13 protein-coding genes and 1 tRNA gene are annotated in these 14,884 nt (G+C 67.3%); 8 read left to right on the top strand and 6 right to left on the bottom strand.

The window, feature by feature from the left end; genetic code table 11:
• Window positions 1-7: 7 nt before the first annotated feature.
• Window positions 8-757 (bottom strand): polysaccharide biosynthesis/export family protein, encoded by a 750-nt coding sequence (locus Q9R14_RS06550; protein WP_306003888.1) that lies wholly within the window; start codon window positions 755-757, stop codon window positions 8-10.
• 121 nt (window positions 758-878) lie between these two features.
• Here Q9R14_RS06550 and Q9R14_RS06545 point away from each other — a divergent pair, with 121 nt between their 5' ends.
• The 4 genes from Q9R14_RS06545 to Q9R14_RS06530 all read left to right on the top strand — a co-directional run bounded on the left by Q9R14_RS06545 (window position 879) and on the right by Q9R14_RS06530 (window position 5,366).
• Window positions 879-2,318, top strand: coding sequence for a chain-length determining protein (locus Q9R14_RS06545; protein ID WP_306003887.1), 1,440 nt, complete (start codon window positions 879-881; stop codon window positions 2,316-2,318).
• Window positions 2,319-2,365: 47 nt separating this feature from the next.
• Complete coding sequence (locus Q9R14_RS06540) at window positions 2,366-3,067, top strand: hfsB (protein ID WP_306003886.1); 702 nt, start codon at window positions 2,366-2,368, stop codon at window positions 3,065-3,067.
• Between the two features lie 119 nt (window positions 3,068-3,186).
• Entirely contained in the window at window positions 3,187-4,851 is a 1,665-nt protein-coding gene (locus Q9R14_RS06535) for an FAD/NAD(P)-binding protein (protein WP_306003885.1), read from the top strand.
• A gap of 11 nt (window positions 4,852-4,862) precedes the next feature.
• Window positions 4,863-5,366, top strand: coding sequence for a DUF1543 domain-containing protein (locus Q9R14_RS06530; protein ID WP_306003884.1), 504 nt, complete (start codon window positions 4,863-4,865; stop codon window positions 5,364-5,366).
• Here the strand turns inward: Q9R14_RS06530 and Q9R14_RS06525 are convergent, their stop codons facing one another.
• The 4 genes from Q9R14_RS06525 to Q9R14_RS06510 are packed head-to-tail and all read right to left on the bottom strand — an operon-like array spanning window position 5,367 to window position 10,172.
• A complete protein-coding gene (locus Q9R14_RS06525; protein WP_306003883.1) occupies window positions 5,367-6,299 on the bottom strand; it encodes a glycosyltransferase family 2 protein in 933 nt (310 codons plus the stop codon).
• A 2-nt stretch (window positions 6,300-6,301) separates the two neighbouring features.
• A complete protein-coding gene (locus tag Q9R14_RS06520; RefSeq protein ID WP_306003882.1) occupies window positions 6,302-7,234 on the bottom strand; it encodes a glycosyltransferase family 2 protein in 933 nt (310 codons plus the stop codon).
• Window positions 7,231-8,691, bottom strand: a complete 1,461-nt coding sequence (locus tag Q9R14_RS06515; RefSeq protein WP_371929770.1) for a lipopolysaccharide biosynthesis protein — start codon at window positions 8,689-8,691, stop codon at window positions 7,231-7,233. Before Q9R14_RS06515 ends, Q9R14_RS06520 begins: the two co-directional genes overlap by 4 nt.
• Window positions 8,688-10,172: an exopolysaccharide biosynthesis polyprenyl glycosylphosphotransferase gene (locus tag Q9R14_RS06510; protein WP_306003881.1), complete on the bottom strand. Its 1,485-nt coding sequence runs from the start codon at window positions 10,170-10,172 to the stop codon at window positions 8,688-8,690. Before Q9R14_RS06510 ends, Q9R14_RS06515 begins: the two co-directional genes overlap by 4 nt.
• A gap of 138 nt (window positions 10,173-10,310) precedes the next feature.
• Between Q9R14_RS06510 and Q9R14_RS06505 the strand changes: the two genes are divergently transcribed.
• Window positions 10,311-10,402 (top strand) — tRNA-Ser (locus Q9R14_RS06505).
• Between the two features lie 98 nt (window positions 10,403-10,500).
• On the opposite strand, the gene Q9R14_RS06500 is transcribed toward Q9R14_RS06505, so the two are convergent.
• Window positions 10,501-11,226: a fatty acid desaturase gene (locus tag Q9R14_RS06500; RefSeq protein ID WP_306003880.1), complete on the bottom strand. Its 726-nt coding sequence runs from the start codon at window positions 11,224-11,226 to the stop codon at window positions 10,501-10,503.
• A gap of 80 nt (window positions 11,227-11,306) precedes the next feature.
• On the opposite strand from Q9R14_RS06500, the gene crtY reads away from it, so the two are divergent.
• From crtY to Q9R14_RS06485, 3 genes are read left to right on the top strand one after another with little or no spacing between them, the layout of a single operon-like run.
• Window positions 11,307-12,473, top strand: coding sequence for a lycopene beta-cyclase CrtY (gene crtY / locus Q9R14_RS06495; RefSeq protein WP_306003879.1), 1,167 nt, complete (start codon window positions 11,307-11,309; stop codon window positions 12,471-12,473).
• Window positions 12,473-13,954: a phytoene desaturase gene (locus Q9R14_RS06490; RefSeq protein WP_055754144.1), complete on the top strand. Its 1,482-nt coding sequence runs from the start codon at window positions 12,473-12,475 to the stop codon at window positions 13,952-13,954. The genes crtY and Q9R14_RS06490 overlap by 1 nt, the downstream gene beginning before the upstream one ends.
• The gene (locus Q9R14_RS06485; protein WP_153922776.1) at window positions 13,951-14,883 is read left to right on the top strand and encodes a phytoene/squalene synthase family protein; all 933 of its coding nucleotides are present in this window, start codon (window positions 13,951-13,953) and stop codon (window positions 14,881-14,883) included. Before Q9R14_RS06490 ends, Q9R14_RS06485 begins: the two co-directional genes overlap by 4 nt.
• Window position 14,884: the final 1 nt, after the last annotated feature.

Below are 14,884 nucleotides of genomic sequence, written 5' to 3'. Positions count from 1 at the left end.
GGCTGGCTCAGAACTGGGCGTAGCCGTTGCCATTCGATCCGTTGATCGAATAGCTGAAGCCGATCGGCAGCGCGGCGCGCACCTGGGTGAAGAAGGCCGCCAGTTCGCCCAGTGTCGAACGCGGTACGAAGACGATGTCGCCGCGCCGCAAGGGCACGACTTCGCCGCGACGCGGACGCAGGTCCACCACACGCATCATGCGCGAACCGCCAGGCCCTCGACGGATCAGGGCCACGCTGTCCTGACGCGAGGTCGGTGCGAAGCCGCCGGCCTGGATCACCGCCTGATAGGCGTCCAGATCGCCGATCATTTCGAAGACGCCCGGGTTGCGCACCTCGCCGTCGACCCAGACGCGGATCGGCCCGGCCTGGCGCAGGGTGACCTCGACAACAGGGCGCACCAACTGGGTCGCATAGGCCGTCGAGATGACCTGCTGAAGCTGGGGCAGGGTGCGGTCCGCCGCCATGACCGATCCGATCAGGGGCAGGGCGATACGACCATCGGGACTGACCTTGAGGGTCCGGGTCAACTCCGAGGCCGTCGGCGTCGCCACCTCGATTTCGTCGCCAGGATACAGCAGATATTCCGGCTCCTGATCCGTCCAGGGGGCGAAGGCCAGGCCGGCGAGGTCGTCGTAGGGCGACCGATCGACGCGCCGGGGATCGCGAACGCCGCCGGCCCCGCCGCAGGCCGCCAGCGACGCGGTGATGGAGGCTGAACCCAGGGTCAGCAGAAACAGGCGGCGATCGGTCAGCATGGGAATCGGTCGGCCTCGACGAGGGATATCAGGCAACCTCGCCGGTTATGGGTAATCATCGGTTAACGCCGGTGGGCGAAGGGTGAAGACCACACGCCTTTCAAGGGATTCGGCCCGCCCGATGCGCTCCACCGCACACGTCACCACAAGGCCGCGCTACGGCGTTCTGGACGTGATCGGCCTTTTGTTCCGCGAACTGCTGCTGATGATCGTCGTCTTCGTGGTGATCCTGGGGCTGGGGTTCGCCGCCGCCATGACGCTGAAGAAGAGCTACACGGCCACCGGCTCGGTGTTTGCAGGCGTGGGGCAGGAATACGTCTATCAGCCGCGCGTCGGCACGGCCGAACGGGGCCAGGCGCCGCAGGGCGACGAGGTCGCCAACTCCGAAGCCGCCATCCTGGGTTCAAGCGCTGTTCGCCAGAAGGTGGTCGATGCCCTGGGCCCGGCCGCCATCCTGGGCGAGCCGCACAAGGGCAGTCCGCAGGCCGCGCGGTCCGCTGCGCTGAAGGCCGTCGGCGGCGGCCTGGGCGTCGCCACGGCGCCGGGCAGCGCGGTCATCCATCTGACCTACAAGGCCGACGATCCCGAACGCGCGGCCCGGGTCCTGAACAAAATCATCGAGCAATATCTGATCTACCGCCGCGAAGTCTTCCAGGACAAGACGCCGGCCATCGCCAGCCAGCGCATCGCCTTCGAGGATGAACTCGGCAATGCGGACCGGGCCTATGAGGCCTTCTTAGCGTCCAATGACATCGGCGACTTCACGGCGGCCAAGGCGACGCTGGCGGCGACCTATCAGACGGTCTTCACCGACCGAATGTCGACGCAGAGTCAGCTGAACCAGACCGCCCAGCGACTGAACACCTTGATCGCGCAGCAGGCGGGAACGCCGGCGGAGGTGGCGCTGCAGCAGGATCTGAACATTTCGGCCCAGGATCAGGTGCTGCAACTGCGCACCGAGCGCGAGCAGCTTCTGTCGCGCTATCAGCCCGACGCCCAGCCGGTGAAGGACATCGAAGCGCGGATCAACCAACTGCAAGCCTATGTCGCGACCGGCACAGCCGTCGGAGCCAAGGAGGTCCGCACCGGACCGAACCCCGTCTGGACCGAGCTGGAAACCACGCGGATCAACACCCGGGCCGAGCGGGACTCGCTGGCGGCGCGTCTGGCGGTGCTGGATCGGCAACTGGCCGACATCCGTTCGCGGCAGGCGCGGCTGACGGCGCTGGAATCCGAGAACACGACCCTGGCCGGCAATCGCGAAGTGCTGAGCGCCTCCATCCGGGAGTTCCAGCAGCGCGAAACCCAGAGCCGCGCCGACAACGCGCTGGTCGCCGCCGGCGCCGACAACGTCACCGTCATCGAACGCGCCCAGCCGCCGGCGACCGGAAAGAGCCTGAAGATCCCGCTGCTGGCGGCGGTCTTCCTGTTCGCGGGTTTCACGGCCCTGTGCGTCGGCCTGTTGCGGGTGTTCACGCGTCGCGGCTTCACGACCCCGGCCTCGGTCAGCCGCACGCTGGACATGCCGGTTCTCGCCGTCGCGCCGGCCAAGGCGGCTTAGCGAAACTCGTGCTAGGCTGAGGGCTTAGGGAGCGCCTTGGCGATTCGATGGTCGATCTGACTTCAGAAATGGCGGGCCTTTGGGCGACGTTGGGACCGGCGCCGGCGCACCGCGCGCGCGTGATCCAGTTTGCCTCCGCCGTCACCGGAGAGGGGGTCTCGACCGTGGCGCGCGAGTTCGCGCGGCTGGCGGCGGTGCGGGCGCGCAAGCCCGTCTGGCTGATTGACGGCGATCTGGCGCAACAGGGACAGTTGGAGACGGTGTCAGCCGAGCCGGATCGGTTCGGCCAAATCGGCAAGGCCGCGCAAGGCTCGCCCGACGGCTCAAGCTTCTACGCCGTGACGCCGCGCGTGACGGGGCGCGACGGCAAGCCGGTGCCGGATTCGCGGTTGCTGACGGCGCGGTCGTGCCTGGGCGGACGGCTCTGGGTCACGCATTTCCACATGGAGGCGCTGCGGTCCGGGCACCGGGTCGAGGCGGTCGGAGAGCCCCGCTACTGGGAGGCGCTGCGGCCCCACGCCGACACCATCGTCATCGACGCGCCCGCCGCTGACCGCAACGACATGGCGATCATCCTGGCGCCTTTTGTGGACATGACGGTTCTGGTGATCGCCGCCGAAAGCACCGCCGCCCATGCGCCGGTCATCCTGCGCGACGAGATCGAGGCTGTGGGGGGCAAGATCGCCGGCGTGGTCATGAACCGCTCGACCTACAAGGCGCCGGGGTTCTTGCAGCGGCTGATGGGCTGAAGCCTTTCCTAGTAGACGTTTCCGCGTCCGATTCCGCACATTCGGCAAGAAAATGAAGCGGTTGCGTTGAAATCGAGCGCGGATGCGGCGCCTTTGCGTGCGTCGCGCATTGTGTGGCCATGACAAAGTCCGTCGCATTCGTCGGAGCGGGGCCGACGACGCTCTACGCCCTGCATGCCCTGCTGTCCCAAGGTGTTGTTTCGGCGCGGGTCACAGTGTTCGAGGCGCGCGAGACGGCTGGCTGCGGTAGTCCCTACAGCCCGGACTGGAACGATCCGGCGATGTTGTCCAACATCGCCAGCATCGAAATCCCGCCATTGCAGGACACGCTGGCCGACTGGCTGTCGGCACGAACGCCCGCCGAGTTGGCCGAGCTGGACGTGGATGGGGCGTCTCTCGATGAGCGCACCTTCGTCCCGCGTGTCGCCTTGGGGCGATATTTCGAAAGTCAGTTCGCCACCCTGGTTCAGCAGGCCCGCGCCAAGGGCGTTCTCATCGATGTGCGGACGGGATGTCGGGTCATCGACGCGGCAAATCGCAAGGACGGCATCGAGCTGACCTTCACGTCGCCGCCGTCGCGGAAGGTCGCCAAGGCTGTATTCGACCACGCGGTTCTGGCGACGGGGCACCAGTGGCCGTCGCGGCCGGACGCGCAGCCTGGATATTTCCTAAGCCCCTGGCCCGCGTCGGTCCTGTCTGACATTTCGGCGACACGCATTGGTATCCGGGGATCTTCGTTGACGGCCATCGACGCGGCGGTCGCCTTAGCCACGTCGCACGGCGACTTCGTTCGGCGGGATGATCGGCTGATCTATCAGCCCGCGCCGGATACCGAGGATTTTCACATCGCCATGACGTCGCGAAAGGGGCTGCTGCCCGAGGCGGACTTCTATTTTCCGCTGCCGCATGGGCCGCTGGCCTATTGCACGCCTGAGGCTGTCGCTGCGGCTGTGGCGCGCGGCCCTGACGGGCTGCTGGACGCTGTGTTCGACCTGTTTCGAACCGAGCTGATCCATCTGGACCCTGACTACGCCGCCGAGACGGGACTGCAGGATGCGACGCTGGAAACCTTCGCCGAGGCCTATTTCGCTCGCCGCGCGGCGGTCGATGCGTTTGTCTGGGCCGCCGCGAACCTGAAGGAGGCGCAGGCGAACCATGCCGCACAGGTGACCTTGGCCTGGCGCGACGGCATCCTTCGCATGCACGAGATTGTCGCCGTCATCGTGCCGCATCTGGACAGCGCCGAGTTCGAGCGGTTCAGCCGCGCCTTCAAGCCGATCTTCGTCGATATCTACGCCGGGGTACCGCATGAATCGATCGAGCGGATGCTGGCGTTGCACGCCGCCGGGCGGCTGGACGTCATCGCCTTGGGCGACGACCACGACGTCGATGTGCGCTGTCCCGAAGGCGGCGCGCGCGTGGCCATCGGCGACACGACCCGCCACTATCCGATATTCATCGAGGCGACAGGGCAGGCGGCCCTGAGCGGCATCCAGTTTCCCTTCCTGTCCCTTCTCGAGCAAGGGATCGTTCGAGATCAGGTCGCCAACGATGCGCCCGATGTGGTCAGGGGGATTGCGGTCGACGACCTATTTCGGCCAGTCGACGCGCCCCTGCCGATGGATCGGCTGTTCTGTCTCAGCCTGCCGTTCATCATGGGGCGGCATCCCTTTGCGCAAGGGATCACCAGTTCGCACGATATGGGCGGGATCGTCGGTCGGCGACTGGCGTTGATCCTGAATACCGCAAAGCCTGCGGTCGACCACGCCGATACGGCGGCCTGACGCGAGGACGAATGAAGCTGTTTGCGATCTACATCGGCGGGGAACACCCTGGCGCGAATATCGAGGTGCACGATATGCGCTTCCTCGTCGCCCCCACGATCGAAGCGACGAAAGACGCCTTGCTGGCGCAATGGTGGGGACGCGAAGGGACGTTGCACATCGATTGCTGGTCGGAGATTTCGCAAGCGGACGGCTATCAGGTCAGCCTGTCGCCGAAGCCTTATGAGGGCAAGGAAAAGCTCTACTACGTTAACCTGGGCGGCTACGACGGGGTGGGGTTCGCCGAGCAGCACCGCAATGTCTTTGTCGTCGCCGACAGCCTGCCGGCTGCCAAAGCGCGGGCTATCAAACTAGCCAAGGGTTGGACGGACGCGCATCGGGACGAGATGTATGAGGCCGAACAGGCGTTTGCGCTGGACGACGTTGCAGGCGCTGAACGTCTGTACATCCACCTCAAGCCCAGCCTGATGAGCGGCGATCCGGACTTCACCTGCCGCTACATGCCGATCCGCTGATCAGGCCGTGGGGCGCTTCAGCAACGCCGCGCCGTAGAGTTTCGGCTCGAAGCCTTTGGTCCAGAAGACCTTGCCGAGACCACGCGCGCAGCGGTCGTAGGTGTGGGCGCGGTCGGGACGGCGAAGGACGGCGGCCAGAAGCGATGCGGCGCCCCAAATCCCGGTCTGGACCAGGCCAACCAGCATCCATTTAACGACGCCGGGCCAGTCGCGGCGGTCGGCGGCCATTTGGGTCGGGCTCTGGCCGTAGGCGAAGGCGCGGGTCAGGGCGTAGGTCAGCGTGGCGCGGTGGGGCGGGGCGAACTCATCCACCCAGGCCTCGGCCGCCCAGCCGAACCGGCCGCCCCGCGCGCTCAGGGCGGTGAATAGGCGGTCGTCCTCGCCGCCCGTCTCGTTCATGGCGATGTCGAACGGGGCCTCGCCGGGCAGGGCGGTCGCGCGCACCATCAGACTGTTGCCGCAGCCGTGGATGTGGTCGGTCAGGCCGGTCTCGCGCGGGCCTTCGCGGCCAAAGAACCGCTCCAGATAGGCGGTGGTCCAGCCGGTGTTTTCCGGCACCCGCCCGCGAATGGGGCCAAAGACGACATCGGCGCCGGTCTGGGTTTGGGCGCTCAGCAGGGCGGCGAGCCAGCCGGGAGAGGCGGCTTCGTCGTCGTCCAAGAAGGCGATCAGGGTCGCGTCGGTGGCGGACAGGCCCACGTTGCGCGCCGTCGCCACGCCGGGGATGGGGGCGTGGGCGTAGGTCAGGGGCACGGGCGCCTCGGCGCGCAGGTGCTCGATCAGGGTGGCGGCCGAGCCGTCGGGGTCGTTGTCAGCGACGACGATGGCGGCGACGCGCTGCAGCGATCCGGTCTGTCCGAAGACCGACCGCAGGGCCCGCTCCAGACTGTCCGGCCTGCGCAGGGTCGGGATGATGACGGCGACATCGCGCATGGTCAGACGGCGTCCGCATAGACTGCGGCGCGGTAGAGCCTGAGCGCAAAGGCGCGGGCCTTGATCGGCAGGGCCGGGGTCAGGGCGGCCTGTTTCATCAGGCGACGCGCCAGGGGCAGGCCGGGCAGGCGTTTCAGGGCGCGCGCGGCCTTGTAGCTGGGATAGGTCTGGACGATGGCGGGATGCAGGGCGACGACGCGGGCGAAGTTGCTGGCGCCCTGATCGAACTTGCGCGCCAGATCCTCGACCGTGTCCAGGCCCATATGGGTGGCGGGGTTGTCGATGTGGACGACGGGAAACCGGCGCGAGACGCGCATGGCCCACTCCACGTCCTCCCAGCCCCAGCCGCTGAAACCGGGATCGAAGGCCTCGGCGGCGAAGACGTCGCGGCGCACCAGCAGATTGGAGGTGTAGACGTATTTCTCGGGCGTCAGCGCGCGCTGTGACGCCGGCAGGCATTCCGAGGCGCCGGACAGGGCGCGGTGGACGGCGAACCGCGCGTCGTTCGGCGCCTGATCCAGCGAGAAGCCGCCAAAGGCGACGGCGGGCGCGCTGTCGGTGACCAGTCGCAGCCAGCTTTGCAGGAAGACCGCCGTGTCGGGCCGCATGTCGCTGTCGAGGAACAGATAGGCCTCGCCGCGCGCGGCGGTAGTCAGCCGGTTGCGGCCCCTGGCGCGGCCCTCGTTGGCGGCAAGGGTTATGAGGCGGACGGGCAGTCGCAACGTATCGATCGTCGTTTGCATCTGCTGGGTCAGGTCGGAGTCCGCGGTGCCGTCGTCCAGCAGGATCAGCTCGACCGCGCCGGACAGGGCCGGGTCCTCGATGTCCAGTTGGCGCAACAGGCCTTGCGGATCGTCGCGCAGGAAGGGGACCAGGACCGAGATCGTCGGCATCGCCTGAGACCAGGCGGCGTTGTCGTGAATATGGGCGCTCATGCCGTCACGCCCCGGCGCGCGCGGATCAAGCGCATCAGCACGTCACGGACCCCGGCGGCGTTCAACATCAGGGCGACGACGGCATAGACGACACCGCCTACGCTCGCGTCCAGCATCAGTTCCAGGAACCCGCCGATGGGCGGCAGCATCCAGACTAACCCGGCCATGACGGCGGAGGCGATCCCGCAACGGATCAGGGCCTCCCAAGGCATCGGCAGGGCGATGGCGCGGCGGCTCAGCAGAATGCAGGCGATCACGCCGATGGCGAAGCTGGCGGCGGTCGAGACGGCCGCGCCGGTGACGCCCATGCGGGGGATCAAGACCAGGTTCAGCGCCACGTTGCAAAGCGCCGGGATCGCCATCGTCACCAGCAGCAGGCCGGTCTTCTTGCCCAGGGTGAAGCCGAAGCCGAAATAATAGGCGATCATGCCCGACAAGAAGGACGAGGCCGCGATCCAAGGCGTCACCAGGGCGGCGGCCGCGCGCAAATCCTGGCCGATCATCAGCTCCGCCAGCGGTCGCGCGACCAGCGACAGGCCCACGGCGGCGGGCAGGCCGATCAGGATCAAGGTTGAACCCTGCTCGATAGCTGTCTGACGCAGCGCCTCGCGGCCGCCGCGCTCCAGCGACATGACCATGGCCGGCGCCCCGGCCGCCCCCAGCCAGATGAAGATGACGTCCAGCGTCCGGTTCGCCAGGCTGTAGCTGGCGTGATAGGCGCCAACCGCCGCCGCATCCATGAACGCGGCCAGCAGGAACCGATCGGTCGAGGCCAGCACCAGCGCCAGGGTCAGAGACGCCGCGATGGGATAGCCGTAGAGGGCGTAGGCTTTCAGCCGCGTGCGATCGACGGTCCCGCCGCCCGCCTGTCGCAATTCGCCCGGCAGGATGAAGGGCAGGGCGAACAGGGGGGCTACGGCCAGGCCCAACAGAGGAGACGCCGCACCGGCGCCGGCCAGCGCGAACCCGGCCCCGACCAGAAAGCCCAGGATGGCAACGCCGATGTCCACGACGGCGGATTTCGACACCTCGCCCGCCGCGCGATACCGCTCCTGCGCCAGCTTGGCGAGATTGCGCACCGGCGCGCCGGCCAGGCCGAAGGCGACGGCGATCTTGAACGCCGGCGTCAGCGGCGCCAGCCAGACGATCAGCGCCGCGATCGGGGTGAAGACGGCGATGATGGCGAAGGACGTGCGGTACAGGCTGGCGAAATGGGTCGCCATGCCCTCGGGCGTGCGCTCGGCCGCCCAGAACCGCGCCATCGACGCCTCCAGCCAGGTAAAGGTCACGGTGTGGGCCAAAGTGGTGACCGAAAACGCCAGGGCGTAATGGCCGAAGTCATCAGCGCTGAGCAGGCGCGTAAAGACGAAGATCGTCAGAAAACCGACGACCCCCTGGACGATCTGGGCCGGCAGATAGCCCCAGACGCCGCGCCAGAACATGCGCTTCTCGCTCAACGCACGGCCGCCCGGTCACCCAGCAGAACGGGGATTGTGACGGCGATGACCCACAGGTCCAGCCAGAAGGACTGGCGCTCGATATATTCGATGTCCAACTGGACGCGCTCGCGCACCTGAGCCTCGGTGTCCACCGGTCCGCGCGAGCCCTTGATGGCGGCCCAGCCGGTCATGCCGGGCTTGATGCGGTGCCGATGAGCGTATTCGGCGACCAGCAGGGCGGATTCGGTCTCGCCGGTCTTCATGCCGATGGCGTGGGGGCGGGGGCCGACCAGGGACATCTCGCCTGACAGCACGTTGAAGATCTGCGGCAGTTCATCCAGGCTGGTGGCGCGGATAAAGCGACCGACGCGGGTGACGCGGTCATCGTCGGCGCAGACCTGGCGGCTGGCGGTCGCATCGGCGGCGGCGTGACGCATGGAGCGGAACTTCCACACCACGATGGTCTCGTGATTGAAACCATGGCGGCGCTGGCGGAAGAAGACGGGGCCGGGGCTGTCCAGCTTCACCGCCAGGGCGACCAGGGCCATGATGGGCGCAGCGACGACCAAGGCGACGGCGCCGATCAGCAAATCCTGCATCCGCTTGTTGAAGGCGCGGCGATCCGGGTCGGCAGGACCATCCAGAGACGCAAGCGGCGCATTCGCCAGCCTGTTCAGCAGCCCGTCGCGACCAAGTTCCGAATCGACCAGGACCGTCAGCGGATTGGGCAGGGCGTTCAAGGTCTGCGTCAGGTCACGCACGCGCTGGCCCGCTTCGGGATCGATGGCCAACACGATTCGATCAACATAGGGCGTCAGGCGGTGGGTCAGCAGGGCCTTGGCGGTCCCCAGCACCGGTACGCCGGCCAGGCTGTCGGGCGAGCGGGCCAGCCGGTCGTCGAACACGCCCAGCACATTCATGTCACGCCGCTCCAGCGCCTGTTCGATCAGACGTCGTGCGTTTCGGGTCGCGCCGACGATGACGATGTTGGGTGACAGCACACCCAGCCGACGCCACCGCGCAATGACGACCAGCCACAGGCCGTGCAACAGCGCCAGGGCGGCCGTCGTCGTCAGCGCCCACGGCGCAATGACGTCCAGCGCCGGCCGGTCCAGCAGCCAACCCAGGACGAGCGCAATACCGGCCGAGACGACGCCCACGCCTACAACGCCAGCCATATGCAGAGGCCAGGGCGTGTCGCGTCCGAATCGATAAAGCTGAAGCGCGCGCATCAGCACGAGCACCGAAACGGCGCCGACGACCACGGGCGCGGCGTCGCCGACCGTGATCGAGGCCAAACCTGTCGGCTGGATCGCCAGGACTGCGCTGAACGCCAGCCCGCAGACCATCAACACGTCGATCAGTCGGAAATAGTGCGCCGACAGGCGCACGGACGATCGCTCGCGCGCATTCAGCCAGATCTCCGGGCGGAACGGCCCGCGCGACGGCCGGCTTTTCAGCGGCGTGTCGGCGGCGAGACTGGCGGGACGGTCGAGCAACAGGCGGTCCAGAAGCGATCCGGGGGGCGAATGATGGCCGCGATACTGCCGCTTTGGCCTCTATGTCGCGTTAACGTGGACGCTTTCTCTCGAACCGGATTGCGCGACGCATCAGCCTCCGCTATCGACGCCCTCGCAGGAGACGTGGCCGAGTGGCTGAAGGCAACGGTTTGCTAAATCGTCGTACCCCGTAAGGGGTACCGAGGGTTCGAATCCCTCCGTCTCCGCCATTCCTCTTAGAATATGGGCCGACAGCAGCCACCCGCTGCGCAAAGGGTCAGTTGGCTTCGCGCGTCATGTCGCCGTTGAAAACGACCACCGTGTACGACTAGCTGAAAAGACGCCACCAAGGCTTCCAGGGGGTCAGGTGGTGTTCGTGGTGACGGCCGAAGTGGAAGCAGGTCAGCAACGACAGGACCGGGCCGAAGGGACTGGTGCGGGCGTTGTGGTGGTCGGGGAAGGCGTCGTCGGTATGCCGGTGCGGCAGCCAGGTGCCGAAGGTGAAGAGCTGTAGGGCCGAGAGCAGCGCGGGCGCGGCCCAGAAGACCAGAAGATTGGGCATGCGGGCGCCGAGGATGAGCACCGCAACGGCCACGAGCACCGTCAGAACGGCCAGTTCTCGCCAGCCGAAATAGGTGCGGAAGAAGCCGTAGAACCAGGGCAGGAAGGCGCGGGGGGCGTCGGCGTGAAAATCGGGATCGTCCGCCGTGCCGGGCGCCGCGTGATGGGCGTGGTGGGCCGTCTTCAAGGGCGCGAACCGAAAACCGGCGTAGAGGGCCAGCGCCAGGCTGCCGATCGCGGTGTTCAGCCGGGGGCGGCCCGGCGCCAGAGAGCCGTGCATGGCGTCGTGGGCGACGATGAACAGGCCGACGGACAGCCACGTCTGGACGGCGACGATCAGCGGAACGGTCAGGACGCTCCAGATCGTCCAGCGATGAAAATAGACGCCGTAGATATGCAGGCTCAGCCAGGCCGCCGCGATCAGGCCAGCCAGCGTCAGGCCGATCAGGGCCTGGTTCGGGACGACCCTTGACGTTGGCGTGACGGCGGACATGGCGCGACACTTAGCGCATCGCGGCCCGGTAAGCATCCTGTTCGCTTGCCGCATGCGTCCGCGCGTGCCACCTGTCTGGAATGCAGGTCGACGCCTTTGACACTTCCGCGCCGGACCTTCTGCTGGTCGGCGGCGGCCTGGCCAATGGCCTGCTGGCGCTGCGGCTGTCACAGGTCCGTCCTGATCTGGATGTGCGAATCGTAGAGGCGGCGCAGACCCTGGGCGGGGTCCATACCTGGTCCTTCTTCGACAGCGACCTGACGCAGGCTCAGCGCGACTGGATCGCGCCCCTGGTGGTGCATCGCTGGCCGGGATACCGCGTCCGTTTTCCCCAGTTCGAACGCGCGCTGTCGACGCCCTATTGCAGCGTCACGGCCGAACGGTTCGCGGCGGTGGTCGAAGCGGCCTCGCCCGGACGGATCATGCTGGGCGCGCCAGTCGCCTCGGTGTCGCCGACCGAAGCGGTGCTGGCTGATGGACGGCGTCTGAGCGCCAAGGCGGTGATCGATGGGCGCGGGCCGACCGCAACACCGGATCTGGCGTTGGGGTTTCAGAAGTTCGTCGGGCTGGAGGTGCGGCTGGCGGCGCCGCACGGTCTGACCACGCCCATCGTCATGGACGCCTGTGTCGATCAGGCCGGGGGCTACCGGTTTCTCTACACCCTGCCGTTCGATGATCGCACGCTGCTGATCGAGGATACGCGCTATACCGACGGCGATGCGCTGGATCGCGAGGCCTTCCGGCAGGGCGTGCTGGATTACGCCCGCGCGCAGGGCTGGGAGATCAAGACGGTCTTGCGCGAGGAGGACGGCGTCCTGCCCGTGGCGCTCGACGGGGACATTGGCGCGCATTTGTCGCGGATGGGGCCGACGGCGCTCAGCGGTCTGCGCGCCGGGCTGTTTCATCCGACCACCGGCTATTCCCTGCCGGACGCGGTGCGCCTGGCCGACCGGTTGGCGCGGGATTTCAAGCCGGCGACGGTCGCCGAAGACATCCGGCGTCATGCGCATGACGTATGGGCCGGACGAGGCTTTTATCGGTTGCTGAACCGGATGCTATTCCGTGCGGCGCGGCCCGATGAGCGATACAAGGTGTTGGAGCGGTTCTATCGTCTGCCCCAGCCATTGGTCGAACGCTTCTACGCCGCTGGATCCACCCTTGCCGACAAGGCGCGGATCCTGAGCGGAAAACCCCCGGTGCCGATCGGCGCCGCACTGACCTGTCTGGTCGAAAAAGGACGTGCGTGATGCGGGCTGCAGTAATCGGATCGGGCTTCGGAGGCTTGTCGCTGGCCATACGGCTGCAGTCGGCGGGCATTCAGACCACGGTGTTCGAGGCCCGCGATCTGGAGGGCGGCCGGGCCTATGTGTTCAAGGACAAGGGCTACACCTTTGACGCCGGTCCCACCGTCATCACCGACCCGTCGGCGCTGGAGGAACTGTTCGAGGCCAGCGGGCGCAAGCTGTCGGACTATGTCGAACTGCTGCCGGTCGCGCCCTTCTACCGACTGTGCTGGGAAGACGGCGACGTCTTTGACTACGTCAACGATCAGGATGAGCTGGACCGCCAGATCGTGGCGCGCAATCCGGCCGACAAGGAAGGCTATCGCAAGTTCCTGGCCTATTCGCAGGACCTGCTGAAGGAAGGCTATCTGAAGCTGGGAGCCGTGCCGTTCCTGGACTTCGCCAGCATGGTCAAGGCAGCGCCGGAACTGATGCGGCTTCAGGCCTGGCGATCGGTCTATGACAAGGTCGCCAGCTATATCCAGGACGAGCACCTGCGTCAGGCGTTCAGCTTCCACTCCCTGCTGGTCGGCGGCAATCCGTTCGCGACCTCGTCGATCTATGCCTTGATCCATGCGCTGGAGCGGCGCTGGGGCGTGTGGTTCCCGCGTGGCGGCACCGGGGCCCTGATCCAGGCCATGGTGCGTCTGCTCAAGGATCTGGGCGGTGAGGTGCGGCTGAACAGTCCGGTCGAGCGCATCACCATGGCGAACGGTCGCGCGACCGGCGTGGTGGTGAACGGAGAGACGCTGGCCTTCGACATGGTCGCCTCCAACGCCGACGTGGTGCACACCTATCAGCGCCTGTTGGGTCAGGAACCGCGCGGTCAGAAGGAGGGCGCCAAGCTGGCGTCGCGGCGTCACTCCATGTCGCTGTTCGTCATCTATTTCGGCCTGAAGCGGGTCCATCCGGAGGTGCGCCACCACACGGTGCTGTTCGGGCCGCGCTATCGCGAGCTGATCGCCGAAATCTTCAAGGGGCCGGATCTCCCCGACGACTTCTCGCTGTATCTGCATGCGCCGACGCGGACCGATCCGTCACTGGCCCCGGAAGGCTGCGACGCCTTCTATGTGCTGGCGCCCGTGCCGCACCTGGCCTCGGCGGACATCGACTGGGAGGTCGAGGGGCCGCGCTATCGCGACCGGATACTGGCCTATCTAGAAGAACGCTACATCCCCGGCCTGACGGCGGACCTGGATACCTGCCGCATCTTCACGCCGGTCGATTTCCGCGACCAGTTGAACGCCCATCAGGGGTCGGCCTTCTCGCTGGAGCCGATCCTGACCCAGAGCGCCTGGTTCCGGGTGCATAACCGCGACGACCAGATCCCGAACCTTTATTTCGTGGGCGCCGGCACCCATCCCGGCGCGGGCGTGCCGGGCGTGGTCGGATCGGCCAAGGCCACCGCCGCCCTGATGATCGAGGACGCGAGGCAGCCGGCATGACCGACGCCGTCCTGGATCACAGCCGCCAGTCGATGGAGCAGGGGTCCAAAAGCTTCGCCGCCGCCGCGCGCCTGTTTCCGGCGGCGATCCGGGACGACGCCTGGATGCTGTATTCCTGGTGCCGGCACTGCGACGACGAGATCGACGGCCAGGTGCTGGGCCACGGCGCGGTCGGCATCGATCCGGTACTGGCCGGAGAGAAGCTGGACGAACTGCGTTTGCGCACCGCCGCCGCCCTGGCCGGTGAGCCGCAGACGGACCCGGTCTTCACCGCCTTCCAGCGCGTCGCCATGCGTCACGGCATTCCGGCCGACGAGGCGATGGACCTGTTGCAGGGGTTCGAGATGGACGTGGTCGGCCGGCGCTACGACACGCTGGAAGACACGCTGGACTATGCCTATCACGTCGCCGGCGTCGTCGGGGTGATGATGGCGCGGATCATGGGGGTGGATGATGCGCCGACCCTGCGACGCGCACAGGACCTGGGGCTGGCGTTCCAGCTGACGAACATCGCCCGCGACGTGGTCGAGGACGCGAAGGGCGGGCGCGTCTATCTGCCCGGCGCCTGGCTGGATGAGGCGGGCGTGCCGCGCGATCAGGTCGATCAGCCCCAGCACCGCGCTGCGGTGGCTAAAACGGCGCAGCGTCTGGTGGCGGCGGCCGAGCCCTTCTACGCCTCGGCGCGGTGGGGGTTGCGCGATCTGAACCCGCGCTCGGCCTGGGCCATCGCGACGGCGCGCGGCGTCTATCGTTCGATCGGTCGTCATGTCTCGCGCGCCGGCGTGAGCGCCTGGGACGGGCGGACGTCGGTCGATAAGGCCGGCAAGCTGATGCTGTTGGGCCGGGGCGGACTGATCGCCCTGTGGTGCAAGACGCTGGACGCCTGGCGCGAACCGCCGCCCCGCCCGGCGTTGTGGACCCACGTCTGAC

This window comes from Brevundimonas sp. C43 (assembly GCF_030732185.1).
Classification (GTDB): Bacteria; Pseudomonadota; Alphaproteobacteria; order Caulobacterales; family Caulobacteraceae; genus Brevundimonas; species Brevundimonas diminuta_C.
The sequence above is the reverse complement of the archived record's forward strand: the minus strand, read 5'-3'. Positions and strand labels throughout refer to the sequence as shown.

Excerpts from the sequence above, each read along its gene's own strand:
- Q9R14_RS06525 (WP_306003883.1), bottom strand. The coding sequence starts at position 6,299 with ATGCGCGATGTCGCCGTCATCATCCCGACCCTGCGCAGGCCGGACAGT.
- crtY (WP_306003879.1), top strand. The coding sequence starts at position 11,307 with ATGCAGGTCGACGCCTTTGACACTTCCGCGCCGGACCTTCTGCTGGTC.
- Q9R14_RS06545 (WP_306003887.1), top strand. The coding sequence starts at position 879 with ATGCGCTCCACCGCACACGTCACCACAAGGCCGCGCTACGGCGTTCTG.
- Q9R14_RS06540 (WP_306003886.1), top strand. The coding sequence starts at position 2,366 with ATGGTCGATCTGACTTCAGAAATGGCGGGCCTTTGGGCGACGTTGGGA.
- Q9R14_RS06520 (WP_306003882.1), bottom strand. The coding sequence starts at position 7,234 with ATGAGCGCCCATATTCACGACAACGCCGCCTGGTCTCAGGCGATGCCG.
- Q9R14_RS06535 (WP_306003885.1), top strand. The coding sequence starts at position 3,187 with ATGACAAAGTCCGTCGCATTCGTCGGAGCGGGGCCGACGACGCTCTAC.
- Q9R14_RS06530 (WP_306003884.1), top strand. The coding sequence starts at position 4,863 with ATGAAGCTGTTTGCGATCTACATCGGCGGGGAACACCCTGGCGCGAAT.
- Q9R14_RS06485 (WP_153922776.1), top strand. The coding sequence starts at position 13,951 with ATGACCGACGCCGTCCTGGATCACAGCCGCCAGTCGATGGAGCAGGGG.
- Q9R14_RS06490 (WP_055754144.1), top strand. The coding sequence starts at position 12,473 with ATGCGGGCTGCAGTAATCGGATCGGGCTTCGGAGGCTTGTCGCTGGCC.
- Q9R14_RS06500 (WP_306003880.1), bottom strand. The coding sequence starts at position 11,226 with ATGTCCGCCGTCACGCCAACGTCAAGGGTCGTCCCGAACCAGGCCCTG.
- Q9R14_RS06550 (WP_306003888.1), bottom strand. The coding sequence starts at position 757 with ATGCTGACCGATCGCCGCCTGTTTCTGCTGACCCTGGGTTCAGCCTCC.